A 23,379-nucleotide genomic window follows, 5' to 3' on the forward strand; every position below is an offset into this window, starting at 1 on the left:
AAGAGCCGACGATCCGTCGGCTCTTAATAATAAACGGGAATTACTGAATCGGGTGATATAACCCAATTTCTTCATGCATTTCGGTATGGTCGTTCTTAAGATAAGCCTCAGTACTTGATATGAATCGGTGTCCAGCTCTGCGTTGAGCTTCAAGCAAATTATGTTCTTTAATCCATTTGGTAATAACCGAAGCACGTATTTGTTTTAGGTTTGTAACCTTCATATTCATCTTTTTAAGCTGTCTAAATACTGGTGAAGTTAACGAGCTGGTTCTTGTCGTATTCGACGGGAATAAAGCTTCAGATTCGCAGTTAATTCGTTTCTGAAGTATTGGTCTGTCTATTCGGAGATAATCCATTAAAAAGACTATTTGTGAGCTATCTAATTTAAGGGTTCGGCGGTTACGTTTTCTAGTACCAGAAACATAAACACTTCCTTTATGAACATTAACATCGTCAACTTTAATTCTAACTAATTCACCAGCATCCATACCTTGATAAACAGCTAAACCAACTAAGACTTTGTTACGCATTGCTACGTGCTTACAATATGGTTTCTTTACATCTAAAGCTTCATAACATGAATACAATTCTTCTAACTCTGTTGAGGTTAGTATTACATGCTCATATTCTTGTTTACCATCTTTAATACATTCCCCTTTAAGTAGGTTTCTACTATGCTGTTCAGTAAATACCAAATACTCAAAATAAACTTTAACAACTCCTAGTTGATGACCAACTGAATTAGCAGACAGTTTGCCTCCATTTTTAGATTTCTTATTGTTCAGGTAATCTGTATACTTCAGACATTGCTTATAGTTCATGGTGCAAGGGTCTAATCGTTTCTGTTTACACCATAACAAGAACTTATTAGCACCGCCATCATAAGATTTAACAGTAGTATCTGAATAAGCTTTTCTATATAGATACTCACTAAAACTAATCATTGTCTAACTCGTTTAATAAATGAACATATATCTGGGTAGATTCCAAGGATTTATGACCCAATAGCCTTTGAATCATTTCTAACTTCATTCCAGCTTGCAATAAGTGGGTTGCAATGCAATGTCGTAAGGTGTGAAGAGTTAAGTTCTTGCTAGTGATACTTTTGTCATTAGTAGCTGTGATTATTCTATTTAGGCTATCTATGTAACTTTTACCCTTTAACCTACCACCAGCTTGGTTAACAAATAAAGCATTTGTTTTCCTAGAATTTTTAAACTGACCTCTCGCTTCATAAATGTACTCTTCTAATATTTTCTTGTTTCGGTCATTAAAAGCGACTTTGCGCTTTTGGTACTTCTTACCGAACCTAACATGAATCAGGTTCTTATCAAGCATAATGTCTTTAACATCTAACATCACAGCTTCATTTCTGCGCAAACCACAAGAATAAAGAAGAACCAACATTGCTTTATCTCTCAATCTGTATCTAGCTCTCATACTTGAGTATTCACAGGCTTCAAATAATAATTTAATCTGGTCAACATTAAGAATATCTTTAGCTGTTAGATTATCAACTTTTTCAGACTTTAGATGAACACCAAAATCAAATGTTGCATCATGTTTGTTGAGGTATTCTACAAATAATTTAAGACTCTGTATATGTTTGTTTAACGCTTTGTTACTTAATGCCCCGCCGCGTTTTTGATTCTTACGCACTGATAGCTTTTCATAGTACTGAGATACTAATTTCGTAGTTATATTCTGTATTCCTTCATGTCCTAGGCTCTCTAAGTAATGGAAGAACTCTCTTAAATGTATTGGCATGTAGTAGGCTGTTGAGTCTGCATATCTTTTGGTAGTTAACCAAGATTCATATGAGCTTAATAAAGCTCTAAAACTGTTGTTATATATAGGTAATGATTTCATAAGCTTTCTTTTAAATTAAAAATTGTGGCGAGGTGTCTGTTATCACCAGTATTCACTAGTGTTTAGCCTCGCCATTTTATTAGTGGCGAACCTCTGGTGGGTTGGCGATGTTTTCAATGCATAACTGAAGGGCTTGTTCAATTGCATTATCAATAGATTCAAATTCATCTAATCCAGTTAAGTAGTAGCTAAATGAATCGTCTGCACTTTCTCTAGACTTTGCTATGAATTGCTCTTCAACTAATAAACTGTGATACCTTCTTAGAGTGGTTTCAGGGATTCCAAACTCTTTCCTTATTTCTCTATTAGTAAAAAACCTCGAGTGCGTTGAATTTATGTATTCTTTTAACCTATTTAGATAGTTTCTGGTAACGCCGTTAAGCGTGTCAGACTTTCTTAGAAGAACATCTTTAATAAGGGTATTAGCCATTCTAATATCTTCTAAAGTGGTTTCTATATAAGCCTCTCCAGTTGATTCATCATATTGTTCTTTGCGCTGGTACTGGTGATAGAAAGTAATCACCTCAATAAGCTGTAAATAATGAATATTAGTACGTCTAGGCTTGAATACTGAACTAGGTAAAGCTAAGTATTCAGCGAATGGATTAATGACCTTAATCGGCTTTAAAAGGCGCTGAGCATTGCGTAATAAATTGGTTGCATCCCTTTGGTTAGATTCATCAACTTTACCCGCATAAATCATACGTTGATAAGCATTAATTCTAGCATCTTGTTCTAAACTTTCATCTACATAAAGTAAGAATGAACGATTGCTGTTATCTTCATAGATGGATTCTTGAGTAGTACAACCAGATACACATACTGGCCCTTCAACAATATGATTAACGGTTCTACCAAAACCACCAATACCTTTTTGAACTATTGATTTAGTAATTCGTTTTTTAGTTTGAAGTTCGCGTATTGGTAGTAAGGCTTCTTGTGCCCCATCCATGTCTTCAATTAAGATTAGTTTCTGCTTTAACTCATGCTGTTCACGATAATAGAATGAATTGGCTGTAAGACTAGTAATCTCAACTTTATGCTCTGGTGGAATCAAATCTGCAATCTTGCTTTGTAAATGTGTTTTACCAGAACCAGAAGAGCCAAAAATGATGCTATGTAATGGATTATTGGTTAACCTACTAGTATAGATTAAATACATCAGTTGTCGGTTGATTTCTTCACCTATAACACCGCTTTGAGTGATAAGGCAATTGGTCTTCGCTAGAAGATCAATTGAGCTTAGCAGCTCAATTGCTTCTTCTTGCTCATCCTCTGATAGCTGATATTCTGTTGTGGCATCAGTTTCTTCACGTTCTTGAGTATTATTTCTTAGCTCTTCTAAATCATCTGTTAAACTAGATAGAGCCATTCTTGCTGATGTTATCCCTATCCCTAATTCTTCATCTATCTTTCTATTTAACTTCTCGGTATGATTTGCGTTATACAGGTCTAGGTTATGCCTAATGGTATAGTGATTTCCTTCTTTGTTAATTTTTAGTGTCACGTTTAATGAATCGTAAACATCATAATCAATACCACCCTGCACTGATATGTTTAATTCATCATAATTTCCTTGATACAAGTTTTCGTTTATTACTGTAATCATGTTTTTGTTTTTTAAGTATTAATATTCAATTTTGGACATAACAATGTCCGTATCAAATACCAAAGGGGCTAGCTCCAAATGGATTTGATAAAATGAAATACCAATCAAGACGTCTTTGATTTAGGTATTAATCGATAAACTTGTGGTTGAAATTATTTGACTTGGATTGACTGAGGAGAAGAATACTACCCCAGTCAGTTATGTAAGTATAGGAGTCTGAAATGGATATAACAAATCAAAACCCAACTTTTTTTATACGCTGAGGTATAAGTCGCTTATTTCTTGCTCTTTAATTCCAAGATAAATCTTCGTGGTATTTGGTGATGCGTGATTAAATAATTGAGACAATAATAAAAGAGCTTTATCTGAATACTCGTTAACTTCCCAAACTCTACGTCCTAAAGTTTTACGCATAAAGTGTGAGCTGAACTGTCCTTTAATACCGTATTGGGTAAATATTTGCTTCAGTTTGTTATTAACATATTGTATGCTAACTGGTTTGCTACCGAAACGATTTACGAACATATACTGGTCAAGTTCTGGATTAATCTTTACGAATAATCGATTTAGAATTTCGTGCAATTCTGGATTGATAGTTATACGACGCTCTTTTTTAGTCTTCTTCTCAGTGATAACAAAATACTCTTGGTTTAAAACGTCTCTCCATTTTAACTGAAGTAAATCAGATATGCGTAATCCTATATAAGAACCAGTAGCTATCAGTAAAGCGAACTTTAAATCTCCGTCACGTTCTAATTTTAAAACGGTGGTTTGCATTTCTGACCATGGTAAAAAATCTGATTTTGTTTTCTGTCCTAATAAACTCATAATTCTAGTTTTTATGTTTCACTTTTAGTTGAAAATTCAGTTTCTAAAAGTTACTTTGGTTACTATTATTTTTAAATCGCTCAGAACCCTTGTTATTACTGGGTTTCTTGTTTTTTATTTCACTTCTCTCAAAAAGTGAAACATTTGCTTGGGCCAATAATAATAAATCGAAATAGGCCTACAATGGCTTGACGGCCAGTTTCTTGGCCAATTTTTTCAAAATATTTTAGAAAGTTTTAATCAATGTGAACACCCATTAGAACAAAAAGCCTGATTCTGAAGAGAAATCTAGCTTTATGTATAGAATATTAAAAACATGTTATAGTAGTTCGGTACAGTATTTAACCATTTGGGTACAGTTCTGGGTGAGCTTTCTGAACGTGTCCTACCCATTTATCAAAATCTTTAGCACTTCTAAAGGAAATCGGATATTTAATTTTATTACTGGTGTGTACCACTTTTTTTAACTGGTCTAAGGTTATTATTAGTTTCATATGCTTGTTTAACTATAAATATCAACTGAGGTGGTTTTACTTTTAAAATCCCCAGATTTTTTGGTAAATTTTTAAAAGCTATATCATAGGCTTTATTTGACTTAATATCATTAAGGTAATATAAACGCGGTAACGCTGAAGGTTAGTTTTAACTCTTTATAATTAACGCCCCGAGCCCCCGCATCTGGGGTACCCCCGTGGCTGGTTGTTCTATTTCTACTGGAATGTTTCAGTTGAGCTATATATCCTTTTTACACTGGAGTGAGGTTAGTTGTTTAACAATTAATATACGTCGCTTACGCGCCGTTTAATTAACTACTGGAGTGTTATTTATTCTTACTCAGTCGCTCTCGCTCCAAATTCTAATTACTGAGGTGATTTTTATCTTATTTACTGGAGTATTTTACTTCTCTTCTAAATTAAAATCAAATTTATTCATTCATTAAACACGTTGGAATGTGGGTGCACTTAAGGTGCACCACTTCCATAAGTGGTTTTATATAATACTTATATAGTATAGTGTTCAATTTTTAACCCAATTATTGGGTAAATAATTAACCCAATCCAGTAATAAGAAAAAAAAATAAGAAATTTTCAGAAAACACTTGACACTTAGGTTTTTGTTGTATATAATAAGTTTATCAACATGCGGGGAATCCCTCCAGCTTGCAACTGGAGGTTTTACCTTCCTCGTAGTGTTAGACATAATAAAAAGGTAATATAAAAGATATTATGAAAGGAACTACAAACAAGGAAGTGTATACCTATGCAAATGAGAAAGGAAATTTCTCTACGATTAAGAATACAATACTGTATGATAAAAATTTAACTGCTTTAGCAAAAACGATATTTATGAGTATCATAAATGACTCTATCGACTATTATGTAAGCCAAGGTTTGCTTATGACTAGATTCGGTGAAACTAGATATAAGATTAGAAAAGGATTAGAGAATTTAGAGGAGCACGGCTACTTAAAAAGAATTCTTAATAAGAAAATCGAGAAGAACTGTAAGTTTAAAGGGCATTATTATATCCTTTCTGAATTCGGTAACTTAAATAAGTCAAACCGTGATTCTAGTAAAGATATTGAAATACTAGTAATTGAAAACCCAGTCACAAAAGAACAAAACGAACTAGAGTTTTTAGAATATTTGAATGAGTTAGGTGAGTATATCGAGATTGATGAACTAAATCAAAAATTTTACCTAGAGATGGATAAGCATACTGAAGGGCTTATTACGAACTTCAAAGAAATTAGAAAAGTTATGGTACCAGTACTTAAAAAAGAGAAAAGAAAAATTTATAAAAACCTATTATCAGTAACTGAGAAAAAAGCTCCTAATTATTCTAAAAAAGCTCAAACTAAATTTGAAGAATACTTAAAAAAATTGGTTTTTGATAAAAATGAAATACCAGAACGTAAAACAGTTTCTAGCAAATGGTTGGCATTTCAATGTGAATATCCAGCTAAACAAAAAATAGACCATGAAACAATGGTTCAAGATAGAATGAGTGAAGCAATGGCTGACGGCGATTATGATTTTTAATACTAAAGTATAACGCAAATAAAAGGACTCTTAATTGAGTCCTTTTTTAGTTAGTATTGGATTTAGAATCCGCGAAGCGGATCTAAATCCTTTGTTATTTATGGTTTACAAAAACCGTCGCCGCCGCAGTGATATAACCCCAGTCTGAAGCTATTCAATGTTATACTAATGATTCCAACCTCTATATATATCATAGTCACCTTTCCTAAAAGATTTTACACCTCCAGAGTTCTTTTCGTATTTAACCGTTAATGTTTCAAATCCACTATTGTCATAATCGACTTCAAATATCCATTTAATAGCCCTGTGATTTGCACTAACCTCAGATAAAGCATTTGTTTCATGCTTAACTAATCTAAGCTCTCCAGAACCAATCCTTTTCCATTCTGGGTTAATATTACTTCTTGACCAAGCAGTAACTGTATTACCTTCTATTAATAATCTACGCTCCCAACCAGTACCATTAGTAACATAATATGCGCTAGAAGCAATTTGGTCTTGAGCCGTGTACCATTTTCCTTGCATACCTTCTCTTACAGAAGCTTCACTATTCCAGTCCTTAACTTGTATATATTTGGATTCACTATCACTGCTACAGTTTTTAAATAAGAATAACATAATAGTTATTGCAAAGAGTAAAGTACCTAATATATTTTTCATAATTAATCTTCTTTTATTTTATAGTATTCTTTTTTGATTGTCTCTCCAGACATAGAGATATATTTTTTCCTTACATAGAACGTTTGTGACGCATCATCGTAGTTTATATAACTAATGTTTGCAGTTCCATAATCTCGTAGGAGGATTTGTTCACTAACAGTTAAGCCATATACAAATGATATAGGAGAAATACCAGCATTATAAATAGTTAGTTCATATTCAGAATCATTAATAAAGTCAATCTCCTTGCGGTTATAATACGCAACTGGAACAGCAAATTCATCAGCTGGATTTGATTGTTCAGTTATGGTTTGAAACAATACCCATTTATTAGCTTGTAAGGTTACTAAGGTTGAATTACTTGGGCTTGATGTATTGTTATCATCTGATGAACAAGAGGCAAATACAAGCATTATAATGGCTAATATGAACAGTCTATTCATTGTGTATTGATTATTGGTTTTTAAATAATTTGATAGCAGTAACAATAATGAAGGTGATAGGATAAATCAATATGTATACTGCCAATTGGAATACCCATCCCAGTAACAACCAAAATAAATTCTCGCTGGTATAATCAGCCATGTAGGTCGCATTATGCACGGTTTTGGCGCGGGCAAACTTATCTAGTACCTGAGTATATTCGTTAACTGAGTAGTTGTTTAATTTCATTGTTTTAGCCTTTGGTTATAGCCAAATATAATAAAATATAGCATTATATGCTATAACGAAAGAAAAATTATAACCCGACCTTGCCTTCGTGAGAAGAAAAGTAGATACAGAATTCGTTATTTTATTTGGTGAGAACCTTAGAAAGGTTCGTAAAAGTAAGAAAATGACAATGGAGAAACTTGCTGAAAAAGCAGATATGGAATATTCTCAAATTAGTAGAATAGAGAAAGGACAAATTAATACCTCTATAAGTACTGTAAAATTATTAGCAGATGCATTGGGGGTAGATGCTAAAGACCTATTTGATTTTTAAGATAATTACCTCAGTTACCATTGCTAGTGAAATAACTATTTTAATGACGCTATACGAGTTCAACCTTCTTAATGAATCAGACCAATGCCAGACCGTTTGGGATAATGGAACTTACTTAGATGTCGTCACCCAAGATGGCATTAAAATGGTTCTATATGCTATAGATAAGTTCTTTGTTGAGGTTCATTATGATTCAGAATCGAATAAGATAGTTGGTCTGAAATCATTCAAGCATGGTCAGATATTGGATAAGTATTCTGGTGATATTACTTTTTAGATTTATTATTCTTGAAATACGTTTTAGAAAAATCATCTTGTTTAGCACCAATTGGAAATAGAACGTGATACCATAAGCAATTAAATGCGTATCTAATTTGTCTAATCCAGTATGGTAACTTAAATCTCATTATTAATTATACTTCCAATTTTTTTCTTTCTCTATATTTTTATTTCCATCTGAAGTAACGGATGTTTTAAAACTCGGATAATCATCACTTTTAGTTCTATTATTTCTCCAATTCAAAGGCATTAGGTTAGCTAATTCATCTCCACCACCATTTGATACAGGGTTTGCATGGTCTATTTCCCAACCATAATCAGATTCTTCACCATATTGATTTTTATTTATCCAAGCACCAGCATAATCTTGACGCCATTCATTTTTACTACCTTCATTTACTATTTCTGCTTTCTCCCAAACGCTATTAATTATATCTTCTGAAAAATTACTCATGTTTTTTTTACAAAATAGGCTAATAATTTAATCGACACAATACCAGTTTTTAGGTATTTTTTTATGTACCTATTTTCGTTTTAATTTCCAATGCGTAATTGAATTCTCAATAATTATTTTAGCAGATGACTAATATATAAGCTGAATGAAGAAAAGAGTTAGTATACCCAAAGTAAGTAAAGTTAGAGCAGAACTTCAAAAAGAGATAAACTCATCTTGTCCATTTTGTGAAAGCACAGATGTGGGACATTTCCAAATTCATCATATAAATGAAAATCCTTCAGATAATTCATTAAATAACTTATTGTTATTATGTCCAACATGCCATTCAAAAATAACTAAGGGGGATATATTGATGAATAAGGTTGTAGAGAAGAAAAAAACAATTCATGAACAAATTCAGAAACTAGAATTCATTTCTATATCAGTGGATAAAAAGCAATGCGGCTGGCTTCCAATTCAATCTAACGTTATAGCCTTTGAAGCTAATAATTTATTAAAATCTCACTATCCAGTATTTAACTTAGTATTCCTGAACAACTCAAATAAAACTCAATTACTTACGGGTATTAAATTATCCAGTAAAGAAATGCCAGTTGGTATGACTGGAGTAGCTGAACCATTACCAAGAGCTCTTAGACCAGTTATAAAGTATAAAATAGAAATACCAAAAGAAGGAATAACTAATGATATATATTTAGATGAAGAAATTGAAATACCAGCAGGTAGGGCATTCAAATTTCAAGTTGAGCTATATAATGAATATAATAATCAGGTTTATCCACCATTAGGTAAATACTCATTAGACTTCTCATTTAAATTTAACAATAAGTTTGAATTGAAAATCCCAAAAATATTTTTAAACTGTACAAAAGAATATGATACGTTGCCACATTATGGATATATGTAAAGGGTTAGAATCCGCGAAGCGGATCTAACCACTTTATATTATTCTCCTTTTAAAATAGGCGTTTTAGAAAAGTCATCGCCGCCGCAAAGAATTACACCAGTATTAGTTGTCAGTTTTATATTCAGCTAAAGTTATCGAATTATCTGAATTGATTGAATCCATAATGATATCGGTTATATTTTTTGAATCTTCAACTTTACTTCCAATCCAACCATTTTGAGCTAAGTTAATGAATTGAGAATTATTAAAATACCTTCCTACATTGTTAAAGTTTAATTGTTTTCCTCCTTTTGGACCATTAGTACAATCATCTTCCAAAAGTATATTCCATAATTCAAGCGGTAAGTACATTCCACCTACCATTCGATTAGAAAAAGAATTTTCTATTCTAGCTGGACACAATTTGAAATAGAATAAGTCATCATTAAATCTATAATTCTTTAAATCTTTATTAGATACATTAGGGGTGATTTTTTCCATAAACGAGTTCATCCGTTCTATTTCAGATTTATATGTAGAATCTGAAGGTCTGTATAAGTATATATCAGATTCTTTAGTCATTCGTTTATATTGAATAAAAGTATATGAATCGAATGTATGATGGTATATTAATAAATCAACACCCATAGTTTTTTCAAGGGGTTGTCTATTAACATTCATTAGTGTAACTTTTTGATTCTCTTTTACAAACTCTACAATCCCTTGAGCATGTTGTTTAATTTTTAACCAATCTCCAAATACTTGGGAATCGTGATTTACCATTGGGTCTTCACGAATTGTCATATTATTGAATCCTTTTAAAAATGGTGCTGTATTATCATTTGAACTCCATATGGGGATATCAGATTCATTAAAATTAAACATCTTAAATACTAGGTTTACCGCATCTTTTTCTTGAGCGATAATTTCTTCAACTCTTTTAGTGTATTTGGGCATATAATTTTGAATACGCTTATCTAAAAGTTGTATTTCATCGTATATCCTTGGGTGTTTTTTTGAAAAATACCCAAGAACTCCATCGCAAACTTTCTCAGAAAAAACAGTTATATGACTTGTTGCTTGTCTGTAAAAGTGTTTTTTGATTTTTGAAGAAAGATTAATTTCAATATCTTCAATTGTAATTTCATTTTCTAATACCACAAAGTTTTTGAATGCTATTCTATCTTTTTTAGTAGCAACTCTACCTGTCTTTTTATATGTCGCAATACAGGCTATGCTATCTCTGTCAAAAGAAATGATTGCAATTCCTTTTTCTGGAATTTTATTAGAGCTTGAAATAACGTCTGAAAAATGATATCCTTCTTCTGGATATTCACTTATATCGTTATCTATATTGCAAAAAATTATTTTCAAGTAATATTCTTTTTAATTATTTCGTATCTCTTCACATCTCGAATATACGATTCTATTTTGTAAATTATGTTAAGCCTCTAGAGGAGAGGGGATGTTGGTTGTGAGGGGTGGGTTATAATGTAAACAGCCCACTGGATTATAGTGAGCTGCTTTTTTAGTTTGGTGTTTAATTTATTGAACTGTATAAGCTTCTAGTCTTTTCCGTAGTTAGTTCTTACAGAATATAAAAATTCTATAAATTCATCTCGTATATTATCCAAATTTGAATAAAAGGTTAGGCTCTCTGTCAAAAATTCTTCAGCACTCATAAAATTATCAATAAAAACTTTTATATTTTTTTCATCAATTTGGTTTTGGTCGTAGCCAAAAACCCCCATTTCAAATTTTCTATTAGCAAAAAAGACTAAATCCTTCTTCTCAGAATAAATAAGAAACTTTTGCCCTCTATGAATCACCGCATTAGATATATCGTTATTAACTCCATAATTCAAATTATAAATATATTCATTGAATGATAAATCTACTGGAAACTCGATTAAATTATAAGATTCAAAATGTTCAAAAACACATTCATCCTCTTGAGGTTCAAGACATATAAAAACAAAGCTTTTTTGATTAGTTGCTTTTAAATAACTTATTATATCCTCATAAAAAAACTCTGAAAAAATATAGTCAAAATCATAAAAGAGATATTTCTTATATAATTTTTCATTGAATACAATTTTAGGTAAATCTATTTTATCTTCCTTTAAAATTAAAGAAACATCATTTAATTTATCTGTTACATTCTTTGTGTTTTTTATAAACAAATGTCTCATTATTAGTCTTCTAGTCTAATTTTTATATTTTGTTTCCCATCAACAGCCCTTGCCGCTGTTGTACCTCCAGTAGAACTAGCTTTATCATATACTGTGTAAGTTACATTATCTTTTGAATATGTTGTTACTCCACTATTGGCTTTTTTAGTAAACCCACTAGCTTCTAGGTTAGAGCCAAACTCTTTAGCACTGATATCTGTTTTTACATTAGGAATACTCTTAGCTCTACCTCGCCCTCTACTAGGCAGCATTTTATACAATGTTTTAGTCCCCTTTTTAAGAGTTCTTCCATCAGCACCAGGTACAAACATTGCCCCAATAGTATATGGTGCTTGCTCTGCTTGTTCAGTCGCATAATTAGTCAAAACTGTGCTAGTATCTTCACCTGCTCCTAATCTAGCTATAGCTGCTCCTTCTTGCCCTCCTGGCAACGACTTCAAAACTTCTTCGGCTCCTTCGTTTAATTTATCAACTACTTCAAGTTGTTTGTCTAAAATTTCTGTTTTTTTATTAATCCTAGCAGCAGCATCACCATCTGTACCATTTGAAGCAGCTAAAGCATTAGCGTCACCCACTAGCTCACTAAAGAACTGTTTAGTATTGTCTAATATTTTACTTAAACTAGGTATCTCAAATCCCCAAAAACCTCCATCATCATCTGGTGGGTCTCCAGCACCTTGTGGAGCCATCCCATCTGGGTCAGTATGATACACTGGATTATCAAAAGCATAATTATAAGGACTATGTCTTCTCATATCCTCAGCCAGCGGGTCTAAATTCATCCATCTACCAAGAGCTGGGTCATAGTTTCTAGCAGATACATCATACCAATCAAGTCCAAGTTCGTCATTATATTCTTTTCCACCAAATCCATACTTATGCTGTCTACCAGAAACAATGCTTAGCGGTGAGTTAGTACCATAGTTATGTTTTAAGCCAAATGGATAGTAGGCTTTGTTTTCCATTATTTCTAGCTCACCACTAGTAATATTAATGTTGTCTAAATAGAAATGGTTAGAAGTTCCAGTAGTTGGATTGGTTTTTCTTATATATACTCTAACAATAGCAGTGCTACCATTTATTGTTTGATATTGTATACTATTTCTACCAGAAGTAATATTATAAGTATAATTAGTTTCTAACCCTACGTAATTAGCATCATATTCTACAATTATGATATGCAAAGGGTTGGTGTCTGCACCCGTATCTACATCTAATTCAATCTTTATATTATTACCTTGACCATTTAATCCTACATAATCTTTCCATACTTCACCATAAGCATTCGTAAAGTCTACCTTTAATTTATTATTTTCTACGCTTATAGCATTTCCAGCTCCCACAAACATACTCCATCCTTCTAAGACATTATCATTAAACTTACTATCATCTAATACTTGATAGTTTCCTGTTAGGTCTCTATAGGATAGCCTAATATTACCTAAATGGTCTTTATACTGGTAAATGTACTGGAAAGGCCTTTGTGGGTTACTAGTAGGTTCTACATAACCCTCTGGGTGGTTAAAGAACTCTAACGTAGTGGCAGACTGCCCGGTAGCTTGCTTGTAAACATAGTTACCAGCATAAAAAGTACTTGTGCCGCTAGATAAAGCCGCTTGTTTAGCTACTTTCTTTAATTTTACTCCTGTAGCATCGTATACATATTCTATTTCACCAGCTCCAGTAATATTAGCATCGTTATTACTAAAAGTTACTTTTGTAGGTAAGTTTAAATGATTGTACTCTATAGAAGTAATTTTTTTATTAGCATCAGATGTCATGTTACCATTTACATCATACGCATAATCATCTCCAGAGTTTGTACCATCTTTAAACCCTTCTGCATTTCCACTATCGGTTACTTTTATTAACTGATTAAAGTTATAAGTATAGTCTAATTCATCCATAGAAACACCAGAAACATCTTTTCTGTTTAAATCTAATATGTTTCCGTTTTTATCATACATCACACCATGTAAATCAAAATTCATATTGGTGTCTAATGCAGTTCCCATTCTGGTGTATCCTGATGTAATTCTGTTTAATGCATCGTAGTTATAGGCATAACTTCTTTTTTCATTATCTGCAGATGACTTCCAAATGGTTTGTGCAATATTACCATTGTATAATTTTGGTGTAGTTGCTACTAAATCTCCTTCTACTGCATTGTAATTCAATTTAAAAGAGAATAGATCGTAAGTATTTTGCTCGACATTGTTAATCGCAGTTAACCATCCTCTAATGTTATAGTCATAATCAACATTTTGTAGAGGCATCGTAGTATTGTTACCTACTCCTTTTTTTACTAATTGCCCTAAATCATCATAAGTATTATTTACAATTGTTTCTTTAGAACCTCCATTAATAGTTTGCTTCTGAGTTAACAATCTATTCTGATGATCGTAACTAAATTCATCTACCGTTACTATAGGTAAGTTCATACCAAAAGTATGTGAGCTTTCTGTTTTTAATACATTACCTATAAAATCGTAATCAGTCTTAACAATATCAGTAGTGTTTAAATACCCATTTTTAGAGGCTATATAAATAGCTCTTGCTTTTTTACTATACTGAGTTAAAGTAGTAATCCAGTTACTAGTTCCTAATACACGTACTTTAGAACCTGTAGCTAACCCTTGAGTTTGAGTAGTAATATTCTCATCAAAAATGGCTGTAGTAGCTAAAGGTAAAGTATAATCAAACGTATAATTATCGTAATAGTTAATAGTTAATAAATCTATATTACTATTTGGAAAAATATTATTAGTGTAAAAACAAGGTGAATTGTTTATCGAATTATTAGCTGTTGTTTTCTCTTCGTAATTAACTGGTCTACTGTCTAGAGTCGCCTGTAAATCACTTCTAGTAGGTATTGGGTTTAACGTAGAAGTATCGTAATACCCTGTGTAAACTACTCTCCCAAAAGCATCGTATTTAGTAAACAACCATTTATTTTGAGCTTTTAGGTTTTGATCTTGAGTAAGGGTAGGTCTATCTAAATTATCATACACAATATACTCCCAACCTTTTTGAGGTATTTTCTTTTCTATTAAACGATTTCTTTTGTCGTATTTGTATTGGTAACATAAACCATCTAATTGATCTTGATGAATATTGTACTCGGGTACTTCAACAGAAAACGTTCCGTTTAATGAATTTACAGCTGGTGGATTAGTAGCATATTGAATTTGCGGATGAAATACTGTTAAATAACCGTTTTCTATTTTAAATTCGTAACCATTTAAACTTCCGCTAGTGTTAAAATCTACATTTGGAATAGCTTGACTTAATTGATGAATAGAACCCGTAGTAACATATGCATTATAAGAAAACTGAATATTCAAATTTAAGGTTAAAGTTGTACCAGACAAACTTACTACAGCTGAACCTGTATGAGGGCCAGCCGACTTAGAACCTAGAGCAAAACTTGTAGCAGGAATAGAATCCGTAAAATCAGTGTATTGATTCAAGGTAAGTACCGTATCCGACCCTTTTGGAGATAATACATAAGTTAAATTTCCAAAGTCATCATATACATATTGAGTGTCATGTTTAAGACTATTATTATAGGTTCTTTTTAAAACAACTCTACCTAGTTTATCTTTGAACTCTTCTGTGGTTTTGTTTAATCCATCAGCAGCAACCCAGTTTTCGTCTTTAGTAATGGTTTTGTACAACTCATTAGGTGCATAATTACCATTATAAATAAGTTTTGGTTTTTTATAATCGTTACCTATGAAAGATACTCCATAGTTTCTAACCTTATTAGCTAAATTAGTTTGATAATCAAACTTGATGGTATGTCCAGAAGTTAAACTCCAATCTTTACCTGGCGCAGCTTGTTGCAATACTCTATTTAAAGGAGAAGCTTCATGCTCTATTTTAGAAAAAGGATTAGGAGCACTAACATCTATATCTGCAGAATAGTTAGCTGTATAATAAGCATTTGTCGCAGCTTCAGCATTTGTCCTGTACTCTAAAGGAGTATTAGTTTGTGTATCAGCATACGGCAAATGGGTTTGAGTTTGTCTACCTATATCATCATACTCTATATGAGAAACAACATCTTTAGCATTTACATTATTTGCAATATCTTGTAAAGGCCAATGATTACCATCTTGCTTTTGTAATAATGGTTTGTAAAAATATTGATGTACAGAAGTATTTGTAGAGTAATACAAATAGTTCCTAAAATAACTAAAATTTGCACCTAATTTCCATTTAAATTCAGTTCCGTCTAGCACTTTATTTCCATCAACATCGTAAACCCCACTTTCACCAGTATCTGGTCCATTGTAGTCATGAGGATGTACCACACCAACTAATAAATACCAAGTATCTAATTGTGGTAAATCACCTAACCAAAAATAGGGGTTATCATTAATAGTTCCATCTAAATTATTTACATGTTGAACGCCATGGTATGTATTCCCATCTACTAAATCACTGGTCTTTTTAACCCAAGTAGTATATCTATAAGACTTGGTATTGTCTACAGGAAATTCGCGGGTATTCCAACCTCCATCTGCATTACTATCTGAATCGTTACCACACTTCCATAGTAAATCGATATCTCCAAAAGGAGTTTCTCCATTTACTATTTCATTTTCTGAAGCTTGACCTATTTGACGGAAAAAAGTACTGGTAATATCTCCTAAACTCCAATCGTAATCTAATTCATTAGCAGCATTTATAGCTCCACCTGCTTTATGAGCTACAGACTGCATAGGTCTACCTAATCCATCATAGTATGTAACTTGTTCTATTTTATCTTTTTCGGTAGCTTGGTTAATACTCTTTATGATTGTTGTACTTCCATCTGGATTGGTTACAGTAGTAGCTTGTTCTCTTATTTCTTTATTAAAGGTCGTACTCTTTACGTAGTTCTGATTCGTGCTTTGTCCTAGTACTAATACAGGAACAACAAACATTAGTGTATATAATAACTTTTTCATTTCCTTAATTAGTTTTGATTTTTGTACCTGTATTCGTTCTGAGATAGTATATTGCCATCAGCATCTTTTACATACTTTAATCGATTGAACTCATCGTACTCATACATCGTTAAATAACCTCTAGGATCTATCATGCTTGTAATACCCACTAAAGGTTTATACGTATAAGTAGAAACCATTGCTTTTGGTAATGAACTACGTAAACCATTAAAATAAGTAGTACTTTGATTATGGTTTTCTAAAGCGTTAACTGTAGTACCTAAAGCTGCAGCTATCTCTACATATGTAGCATTTTCTACTTTAGCAATAGGCTGTGTTTTATTATAATTCCAAATATATGAGATAACTGTTCCATCTTTTAAAGATACTTCTAATGGGTTCCCTTTAGAATCGTATTTTAAATATTCTAACCTGTCTGCTAAAGCATCTGAACTCTTAGATGATTGCACAATACTTGGTAAGATTAAACCACTAGTTTGTTCTTTAAATAAATTACGTTGTATAGATAATAACTTCTCTGTTCCATCTGCAGCAACTTTATACGATTCTGTTTGAACTGCTGTAGCTGGTCTATGTAAATCATCTTTTTTTAACTTATCTATAGCAGTATATTCTGGAGTTGTTAAGTCGTCTGAATTTAATGCCGTAGCACTCGTAACATCATCTACATAAAATGTTTTAGTAACCATCTTGTCTCCAGTACTAGTAGCTACTTCTGTTTTAGTAGGTAAATAATGCTTATCACTCTCATAATAATACTTAGTCTCTGTCTTTAAAATTGTATTATTATCAAAGTAATTGGTCTCGGTGCTAGTACTAAGTTCTAAAGTTCCACCAGTTAAATAATAAGTTAAATAATAAGATTGTCCTTCTACACCTAAAGGAACGTCTTTGTAATTAGGGTACGTAAATAATGGTACCCTAAATAATTTATGTGCTTTTATATGTTTTAAATTATTAGCAGTAATATTATTTCCTATAAGATTATATACAGATTTAGGGTTAAAAAATGGATTTGTCGTTAAATTTTCACTTAAAGGGTCTTGATAAGTAGATTCATATTGAAATATACCAATGTGTCCTGATAATATATTTGTTAGTCCAGCATATAAATAGTCATTTTTAATTTTTTTTATAAGCTTATAATTTCCATTTCCTTCAGATTTGTAAATAATAGTTTTTAGATTTTTACCGCGTAACCATTCATTATCTGTAGGAATATGTGGAGGAAATTTATAATACTCACCACTGTCTTCTATCATAGAAAATTCATATTCTGTTTTTCCTGCATCAATTCCAACTCCTTTATTATATTCTGTTACATAAGAATATCCAATAGTGTTGCCTTGATGAGTTCTTAATGGACTACCTGGTATGTTACTATAGTTTCTATATGTAGTAACACCTTCAATATTCTTTTTTACATGAAAACTAGATAAACCTAGTACAACACCACTACTTTTTCCACTAGGTAGTTCATAACGGTATTCTTTACTATGAGTCAATTCATTCAATTCATTAAAAAATGATATTTTTTTAATTCGCTTTCCCCCCATATATAGAAGTTCATCTTCATTCACAATTTGTTCTTTCCAATCCAAGTAGGCTCCAAATCCGTGTTGCATATTGGTAGGGTCATGAACATGATTCAAAGGTTTTACTTTTAATGTATAATTACCGGGAGGTAAGGCATTTATCTCGTCAACATTGATAAGCAAAAAATAATCTACAGCAACCCCTTCGTTTGTTTGTCCGTGAACAGAAACTTGAAACCTACATTCACCTTGTCCTAGTTCAGCTCCTGTAGGGCAATTAGATTCATCTGTAAACCAAATATTTACTTTCATACGCCCGTATGGGGTGTTGGTTACAGTAAAAGGTTTGGTATAAACCCTTCCGTCATAATAATTGGGATTGGTATGATCTAGATTAGATAGTGCTACTCCTTTACTAGTATATGGATTTACCGCTTGAAAATCTACATTTTTATATTTTTCAGAGGGTAATGATTTGTTTTGTTCATAAGTAAAAGTAGTACTACCTCCATAAGGAAGTTTAATTTTATTTAGCATTCCCGCTTCTGTTTTTAAGGTGTCGACAGTCCTATCAACATGAACGGTATAATCTGCAAGTGTTAAATATTTACCATTTGGCTTGCCATTATAATAGCCCCAATAGTCTTGAGAATTCGAAAAACGATTGGGGAGTTTTTCAGTATTATAAAAAAACTCATGCGGAGGTAATTTGTTGCCATTAGCACTAACTTCTGTTATGGATTTTAAAAACATTCTTTTAAAAGCTTTTGGCTCAATGTTTACTAGGTAAGAGAGAATATTTCCGTCATCTAATGCTGTAGTATACTCATACTCTAAATCATAGGATTTAACTAATGTATTTGAATTATTGAAGAGTTCTATTTTATCTAATGCAAAGCCATCAAAATCATCTCTACCATCTCCATTATTAAGATCCTTAATAAACTTTAATTCTCCTTGTTTAAATTTAATGGACTCTAATTGGAATTGATTACTCTGTATTTTACTAATAAAGCTTCTGATAGTTGATACCTGAAGTGGGTTGCCAGTTGAGGGGTTAGCTCCATTTTGAGACGCTGCACTCCCAGGGTCTGAAGACTCATCGACATGAACATATTTATCATAATTTCTCTTATACATATGGGATACTTCTGCATCAGCTACTGCTCCTGTATTTCCATAAAAAAACTGAATTAAAGAACCGTTTTTAGTTTCTACATCTAATAATTGCCAAGAATTAAAATAATATTCTCCACCTGCAGAAAAAGAGGGGTCTCCAATTAAAGGAACAGAAATATTTTGCTCAGTTTGATCATAATTTCTAGCTATTCGCTGTCCGTCTTTAGACTTACCGTAATAATAAGTGTTACCTTCACTATCTTTAATCATAAAACTTAAAATTGCATTTGTCCCTGCAAAATTCCCCATATTGAATACAATATCTAAATCATTAAAGTTTTGGACTACAGGTTTTAAATCAGTGTAGTCTATGATGAATTTCCCATTAACAGTTGGAGTATTAAAATAAAACTGATCAGGGTAAAAATCTAAATCTGGCACATTAGTATAAGTATTCCAAACAGACTCTCTAATGGATTGACTGCTGGTGAAGTTGCTAAATGAGGTAGCGTTACTTAAATATCCATATTCACCCTCATCAGCTCGACCTCTAATTTGTCTCGAAATAGAGCCTCCATAATTCAATGCCCAACCTAAGCCAACTCTTGAGGCTATTTCTTCTACTTGTATACCCCTGGCATGATAAGATAAGCCTATAGGTATACTAATTCCATCTTGTACGATTGTATGTATTGGAATATTAATATTTGGTATACCTGTATAATGAGATACTGGGATTTCTGTAAACTTCGCCAAAGAGGCTGACTCTGGTGAAGGCGGAATAATTTTGGGCATTTCTTGCCCAAATAAACTACTACTAAATAATAGTAATAAAAATAGTTTTTTCATAATTTAGATTTGTGGGTAATTACTTAAATGTAATATTGGCAAAACTACTGAATTTGTATAAACCATTTTCTACAAAATTTAGGTATATATTTTAAATCACCTTTTTTAATGAAGTTAATATTTGAACACATATTTTTTTATTTGGTTTTAGCTATCTATTTACTAACTTGCTTATAAAATATAACACCTATGAAGCATTTGCTCTTTTTTACCCTTTTATTATCCAGTTTAATTGGGTTTTCTCAGAACGTTAATTACAATGGTAGTTTGTATAGCGTTAAAGGGAAAAAAATATATCAAGATAAAACAGACGTAACTAGTTCTTTATCTGAAGTTCAACAAAATGAAATTACTAAACTTTATAAAGAACGTATTGAAGCAATAAAAGCAACTGAAAAACTTAAAAAAGACCAAAAAAAGAATAAAAAAGCAAAAGATAAAGCTGAGAAAAAACAAAATAAAGCAGAAAAAGCGTTAAAAAAGAAAGAACAAGCTCAGAAAAACTTAGAAAAGATTACAAAAAAATACGAAAAAGAAGTTAAAAAGTACAAAAAACTCAGTGAAAAAGGAAAGATAGACGATGAAGCTAAATGGGGGAAAAAATTAAAATCTCTCAAAGAAAAGATAGCTAAAGCTGAGAAAAAACTACGTAAAGCTTAACAATGCAAGACCTAAACATCACCCTTATTCAATCTAATTTAGTTTGGGAGAATCCAATTCAAAATCGATTAAATTTTGAAGCTAAAATAAATTCTATTTCAGAAAAAACAGATTTAATTGTTTTACCTGAAATGTTTACAACTGGCTTTACTATGTATCCAAAATCGTTGGCTGAAAATATGGATGAAGATTCTGTTGAATGGATGAAAGTTTTAGCTAAAAAAAAGCAGGCGGCTATTTGCGGAAGTCTTATTATAAAAGAGGATCATAAGTATTATAACAGGTACTTATTTATTACCCCAGATGGTAGAACAGAACAATACAACAAAAGACATTTATTTACACTCGCCGGGGAACAGCACCAATATACTGCAGGAACTAAACAAACCCTAATTGAATATAAAGGATGGAAAATTTTCCCTCAAGTTTGTTATGACCTTCGATTTCCTGTTTGGTCTAGAAACACTTACAATTACGATCTACTTGTTTATGTAGCCAATTGGCCTAAACAACGTATTGAAGCTTGGGATACTTTATTAAAAGCTAGAGCAATAGAAAATATGTGCTACACTATTGGGGTAAACAGAGTTGGTATTGACCCTAACGGAAATGAATATTCCGGAAACTCTGCCGCTTTAAATTATTTAGGAAAAAACATGTGTAATATCCAATCAGGCCAAGAAAGTGTTTCAACTATCACTTTAAATAAGCAAGAGCTAGACTCTGCCCGAAAAAAATTTGGCTTTTTAAACGATAAAGATTCTTTTATTGTAACGTAAACTTATAATCTCTATCCCAATTAGCTCTAATTTCTATTTCTTCAGGATAGTAACTAACACGTTCTGGCTGTAATTTGTTTAAATAATTTCCAGTATCGTATTTTTCGTTTCCATTTACATCAAACACAACTCTTAAATTATAAGTTGCTGGGTTTAAATTCTGAAAATCGAAAATTGTCTTACCAACTCCTTTTTGTTCGTATTTTATTTTTCCGTTTTTATCTACTAATTGAACCAATAAAGAGTGTTTTGGTGTGTTAAATAATTCTAGCTTAATTGTACCATATGCAGAGAGTTTTTTAGTAGACACTTTAAAAGTTAAGGTGTCGTTCATTCCTCCATAAAAATCTTGAAAAGCTTCTGGATAAGCAGTTATTTTATAACGATCTTCCTCCTTTTTGTCAAAATCAAAACCAATTGTATTTGTAAATGAATTTTGCTCAATTTTAAAAGGAACTAAAACTGAATCTTTATTCATTATTTGTATTTTTTGCTTATCTATTTTTATGATTGGTATAGAAGATGATATTTCATATTTTTCATCTACAGTCAAACTTTGAGTTATTTTTTTAAAGTATAGAGAGTCTGCTTTAATTTTTTTTCTCATTCTCACCTTAAACGTATCAACTACTTTTTTACTCTTCAAGGAAAAAAGCATCGAATCAAGTTCAACACTAGGTTTAAACCAATAATTTAATGTATCTGTTTCTATTTCTTTTGTTATGATAGAAGTATATCCTTCCGGCAGGTTGTCTGTCAATAATTTTATTGAAATATCTTCATGATATGGCCCTTCGTATCTAAATCGGATTCTATTTTTCTTTTGATGCTTTGGTTTTAAAGGTTTAAAGTTTTGTATTTCTTTAAACAACAATAATTCGTATTCTTGAGATGTGGGTAATGTAATTTCTGTTTCAACAAAACCAATTTTATCTGTTTTTTGATTAAACACATAATTGTCAGACTCTTCTTTTAAAGCAATTAACTTATAAGTTCCTTTTTTTATATTATTAAATTGAAAAGTGGTTGCGCTATCTAAAGTATTGGTAATATACCTAGGCTTTTTTAAATATACTGTTGAGTCTGAATAGGTAGAATCTATTTCATATAATAATACCGATACATAAGAATCTGTATCTACATTTAATGCATCTTTAACCGTTCCTTTTAATTGCAGTGAGTCTATCTCTGTACCAGTAGAAAAAACATATCTAAAAAAAGGAAATGGGTTACCTTCGTTGTTATCAACAATACTATTCCCAAAATTAAAAGAATAAGTAGTGTTTTCTTGTAATGTGTCTAAAATCTTAATTTTCAACTGTTTACTAGCTCCACTTTGCGGTATTATAGTTGGCTGATATTTTAATGGTGGAGATACAATTAATTGCTTGTTTAAATCTTTAAGCTTAATGTATTCATTAAAATTAATTCTTATCTCTTTTGTATTAAAGTTCGTAGAATAGTTTTCTGGAAAAGATTTTACAATTTCTGGAGCTTCCATATCTTTCTTTCCTCCAGACGGGCTACCTCTTTTGGCACAGCTAACTACTAAAGCTAAAAAAACTAAAACTAGTACAATTTTTTTCATTAAAAATACATTAATACACAAATAAACAACATATTTGGTTATATCTCAACTAATAAATTGTTAAAGCAATATATTGCCTTCTAAG

20 protein-coding genes are annotated in these 23,379 nt (G+C 31.7%); 6 read left to right on the forward strand and 14 right to left on the reverse strand.

Going from position 1 to position 23,379, the window contains the following annotated elements; translation table 11 throughout:
* Positions 1-40: 40 nt before the first annotated feature.
* From ACFQ1O_RS04325 to ACFQ1O_RS04345, 5 genes are all read right to left on the reverse strand, one after another.
* Positions 41-946 carry a tyrosine-type recombinase/integrase gene (locus ACFQ1O_RS04325; protein WP_377713722.1) on the reverse strand — a complete coding sequence of 302 codons (906 nt, stop codon included), beginning with the start codon at positions 944-946 and terminating at the stop codon, positions 41-43.
* Positions 939-1,871, reverse strand: coding sequence for a tyrosine-type recombinase/integrase (locus ACFQ1O_RS04330; protein ID WP_377713724.1), 933 nt, complete (start codon positions 1,869-1,871; stop codon positions 939-941). Before ACFQ1O_RS04330 ends, ACFQ1O_RS04325 begins: the two co-directional genes overlap by 8 nt.
* A gap of 79 nt (positions 1,872-1,950) precedes the next feature.
* Positions 1,951-3,480 carry a hypothetical protein gene (locus tag ACFQ1O_RS04335; RefSeq protein WP_377713726.1) on the reverse strand — a complete coding sequence of 510 codons (1,530 nt, stop codon included), beginning with the start codon at positions 3,478-3,480 and terminating at the stop codon, positions 1,951-1,953.
* 252 nt (positions 3,481-3,732) lie between these two features.
* Complete coding sequence (locus tag ACFQ1O_RS04340; protein ID WP_377713728.1) at positions 3,733-4,308, reverse strand: tyrosine-type recombinase/integrase; 576 nt, start codon at positions 4,306-4,308, stop codon at positions 3,733-3,735.
* Positions 4,309-4,649: 341 nt separating this feature from the next.
* The gene (locus ACFQ1O_RS04345) at positions 4,650-4,802 is read right to left on the reverse strand and encodes a hypothetical protein (protein ID WP_377713730.1); all 153 of its coding nucleotides are present in this window, start codon (positions 4,800-4,802) and stop codon (positions 4,650-4,652) included.
* A 732-nt stretch (positions 4,803-5,534) separates the two neighbouring features.
* Between ACFQ1O_RS04345 and ACFQ1O_RS04350 the strand changes: the two genes are divergently transcribed.
* Positions 5,535-6,350 carry a hypothetical protein gene (locus ACFQ1O_RS04350; RefSeq protein ID WP_377713732.1) on the forward strand — a complete coding sequence of 272 codons (816 nt, stop codon included), beginning with the start codon at positions 5,535-5,537 and terminating at the stop codon, positions 6,348-6,350.
* 165 nt (positions 6,351-6,515) lie between these two features.
* On the opposite strand, the gene ACFQ1O_RS04355 is transcribed toward ACFQ1O_RS04350, so the two are convergent.
* Genes ACFQ1O_RS04355 through ACFQ1O_RS04365 form a run of 3 tightly spaced genes read right to left on the reverse strand, consistent with a single transcriptional unit; the run spans position 6,516 to position 7,682 of the window.
* Positions 6,516-7,010, reverse strand: a complete 495-nt coding sequence (locus ACFQ1O_RS04355) for a hypothetical protein (protein WP_377713734.1) — start codon at positions 7,008-7,010, stop codon at positions 6,516-6,518.
* A gap of 2 nt (positions 7,011-7,012) precedes the next feature.
* The gene (locus ACFQ1O_RS04360) at positions 7,013-7,453 is read right to left on the reverse strand and encodes a hypothetical protein (RefSeq protein ID WP_377713736.1); all 441 of its coding nucleotides are present in this window, start codon (positions 7,451-7,453) and stop codon (positions 7,013-7,015) included.
* A gap of 10 nt (positions 7,454-7,463) precedes the next feature.
* Positions 7,464-7,682, reverse strand: coding sequence for a hypothetical protein (locus ACFQ1O_RS04365; RefSeq protein WP_377713738.1), 219 nt, complete (start codon positions 7,680-7,682; stop codon positions 7,464-7,466).
* An 88-nt stretch (positions 7,683-7,770) separates the two neighbouring features.
* Between ACFQ1O_RS04365 and ACFQ1O_RS04370 the strand changes: the two genes are divergently transcribed.
* Together ACFQ1O_RS04370 and ACFQ1O_RS04375 are read left to right on the forward strand one after the other, a co-directional pair.
* A complete protein-coding gene (locus ACFQ1O_RS04370) occupies positions 7,771-7,995 on the forward strand; it encodes a helix-turn-helix domain-containing protein (protein WP_377713740.1) in 225 nt (74 codons plus the stop codon).
* Entirely contained in the window at positions 7,970-8,272 is a 303-nt protein-coding gene (locus ACFQ1O_RS04375) for a hypothetical protein (protein ID WP_377713743.1), read from the forward strand. The genes ACFQ1O_RS04370 and ACFQ1O_RS04375 overlap by 26 nt, the downstream gene beginning before the upstream one ends.
* A gap of 132 nt (positions 8,273-8,404) precedes the next feature.
* On the opposite strand, the gene ACFQ1O_RS04380 is transcribed toward ACFQ1O_RS04375, so the two are convergent.
* A complete protein-coding gene (locus ACFQ1O_RS04380; protein ID WP_377713745.1) occupies positions 8,405-8,728 on the reverse strand; it encodes an HNH endonuclease signature motif containing protein in 324 nt (107 codons plus the stop codon).
* A 145-nt stretch (positions 8,729-8,873) separates the two neighbouring features.
* On the opposite strand from ACFQ1O_RS04380, the gene ACFQ1O_RS04385 reads away from it, so the two are divergent.
* Positions 8,874-9,638, forward strand: a complete 765-nt coding sequence (locus ACFQ1O_RS04385; RefSeq protein ID WP_377713747.1) for an HNH endonuclease — start codon at positions 8,874-8,876, stop codon at positions 9,636-9,638.
* Between the two features lie 102 nt (positions 9,639-9,740).
* On the opposite strand, the gene ACFQ1O_RS04390 is transcribed toward ACFQ1O_RS04385, so the two are convergent.
* The 4 genes from ACFQ1O_RS04390 to ACFQ1O_RS04405 all read right to left on the reverse strand — a co-directional run bounded on the left by ACFQ1O_RS04390 (position 9,741) and on the right by ACFQ1O_RS04405 (position 20,267).
* Entirely contained in the window at positions 9,741-10,991 is a 1,251-nt protein-coding gene (locus ACFQ1O_RS04390; protein ID WP_377713750.1) for a hypothetical protein, read from the reverse strand.
* Between the two features lie 191 nt (positions 10,992-11,182).
* Positions 11,183-11,800 (reverse strand): hypothetical protein, encoded by a 618-nt coding sequence (locus tag ACFQ1O_RS04395; protein ID WP_377713752.1) that lies wholly within the window; start codon positions 11,798-11,800, stop codon positions 11,183-11,185.
* An 11-nt stretch (positions 11,801-11,811) separates the two neighbouring features.
* Positions 11,812-16,764, reverse strand: coding sequence for a DUF6443 domain-containing protein (locus ACFQ1O_RS04400; RefSeq protein ID WP_377713754.1), 4,953 nt, complete (start codon positions 16,762-16,764; stop codon positions 11,812-11,814).
* Between the two features lie 8 nt (positions 16,765-16,772).
* Complete coding sequence (locus ACFQ1O_RS04405; RefSeq protein ID WP_377713756.1) at positions 16,773-20,267, reverse strand: hypothetical protein; 3,495 nt, start codon at positions 20,265-20,267, stop codon at positions 16,773-16,775.
* Between the two features lie 189 nt (positions 20,268-20,456).
* On the opposite strand from ACFQ1O_RS04405, the gene ACFQ1O_RS04410 reads away from it, so the two are divergent.
* Positions 20,457-20,927: a hypothetical protein gene (locus ACFQ1O_RS04410; RefSeq protein WP_377713758.1), complete on the forward strand. Its 471-nt coding sequence runs from the start codon at positions 20,457-20,459 to the stop codon at positions 20,925-20,927.
* A gap of 2 nt (positions 20,928-20,929) precedes the next feature.
* The gene (locus ACFQ1O_RS04415) at positions 20,930-21,706 is read left to right on the forward strand and encodes an amidohydrolase (RefSeq protein ID WP_377713760.1); all 777 of its coding nucleotides are present in this window, start codon (positions 20,930-20,932) and stop codon (positions 21,704-21,706) included.
* Here the strand turns inward: ACFQ1O_RS04415 and ACFQ1O_RS04420 are convergent.
* Entirely contained in the window at positions 21,693-23,294 is a 1,602-nt protein-coding gene (locus ACFQ1O_RS04420; RefSeq protein ID WP_377713762.1) for an Ig-like domain-containing protein, read from the reverse strand. The two genes, ACFQ1O_RS04415 and ACFQ1O_RS04420, sit on opposite strands and share 14 nt — an antisense overlap.
* Positions 23,295-23,379 lie beyond the last annotated feature (85 nt).

Source organism: Pseudofulvibacter geojedonensis (assembly GCF_042675745.1).
In the GTDB taxonomy this organism is placed as follows: Bacteria; Bacteroidota; Bacteroidia; order Flavobacteriales; family Flavobacteriaceae; genus Pseudofulvibacter; species Pseudofulvibacter geojedonensis.

Coding starts and splice junctions, on each gene's coding strand:
- ACFQ1O_RS04410 (WP_377713758.1), top strand. CDS start 20,457: ATGAAGCATTTGCTCTTTTTTACCCTTTTATTATCCAGTTTAATTGGG.
- ACFQ1O_RS04345 (WP_377713730.1), bottom strand. CDS start 4,802: ATGAAACTAATAATAACCTTAGACCAGTTAAAAAAAGTGGTACACACC.
- ACFQ1O_RS04380 (WP_377713745.1), bottom strand. CDS start 8,728: ATGAGTAATTTTTCAGAAGATATAATTAATAGCGTTTGGGAGAAAGCA.
- ACFQ1O_RS04335 (WP_377713726.1), bottom strand. CDS start 3,480: ATGATTACAGTAATAAACGAAAACTTGTATCAAGGAAATTATGATGAA.
- ACFQ1O_RS04405 (WP_377713756.1), bottom strand. CDS start 20,267: ATGAAAAAACTATTTTTATTACTATTATTTAGTAGTAGTTTATTTGGG.
- ACFQ1O_RS04420 (WP_377713762.1), bottom strand. CDS start 23,294: ATGAAAAAAATTGTACTAGTTTTAGTTTTTTTAGCTTTAGTAGTTAGC.
- ACFQ1O_RS04355 (WP_377713734.1), bottom strand. CDS start 7,010: ATGAAAAATATATTAGGTACTTTACTCTTTGCAATAACTATTATGTTA.
- ACFQ1O_RS04360 (WP_377713736.1), bottom strand. CDS start 7,453: ATGAATAGACTGTTCATATTAGCCATTATAATGCTTGTATTTGCCTCT.
- ACFQ1O_RS04385 (WP_377713747.1), top strand. CDS start 8,874: ATGAAGAAAAGAGTTAGTATACCCAAAGTAAGTAAAGTTAGAGCAGAA.
- ACFQ1O_RS04340 (WP_377713728.1), bottom strand. CDS start 4,308: ATGAGTTTATTAGGACAGAAAACAAAATCAGATTTTTTACCATGGTCA.
- ACFQ1O_RS04400 (WP_377713754.1), bottom strand. CDS start 16,764: ATGAAAAAGTTATTATATACACTAATGTTTGTTGTTCCTGTATTAGTA.
- ACFQ1O_RS04325 (WP_377713722.1), bottom strand. CDS start 946: ATGATTAGTTTTAGTGAGTATCTATATAGAAAAGCTTATTCAGATACT.
- ACFQ1O_RS04375 (WP_377713743.1), top strand. CDS start 7,970: ATGCTAAAGACCTATTTGATTTTTAAGATAATTACCTCAGTTACCATT.
- ACFQ1O_RS04415 (WP_377713760.1), top strand. CDS start 20,930: ATGCAAGACCTAAACATCACCCTTATTCAATCTAATTTAGTTTGGGAG.
- ACFQ1O_RS04365 (WP_377713738.1), bottom strand. CDS start 7,682: ATGAAATTAAACAACTACTCAGTTAACGAATATACTCAGGTACTAGAT.
- ACFQ1O_RS04330 (WP_377713724.1), bottom strand. CDS start 1,871: ATGAAATCATTACCTATATATAACAACAGTTTTAGAGCTTTATTAAGC.
- ACFQ1O_RS04350 (WP_377713732.1), top strand. CDS start 5,535: ATGAAAGGAACTACAAACAAGGAAGTGTATACCTATGCAAATGAGAAA.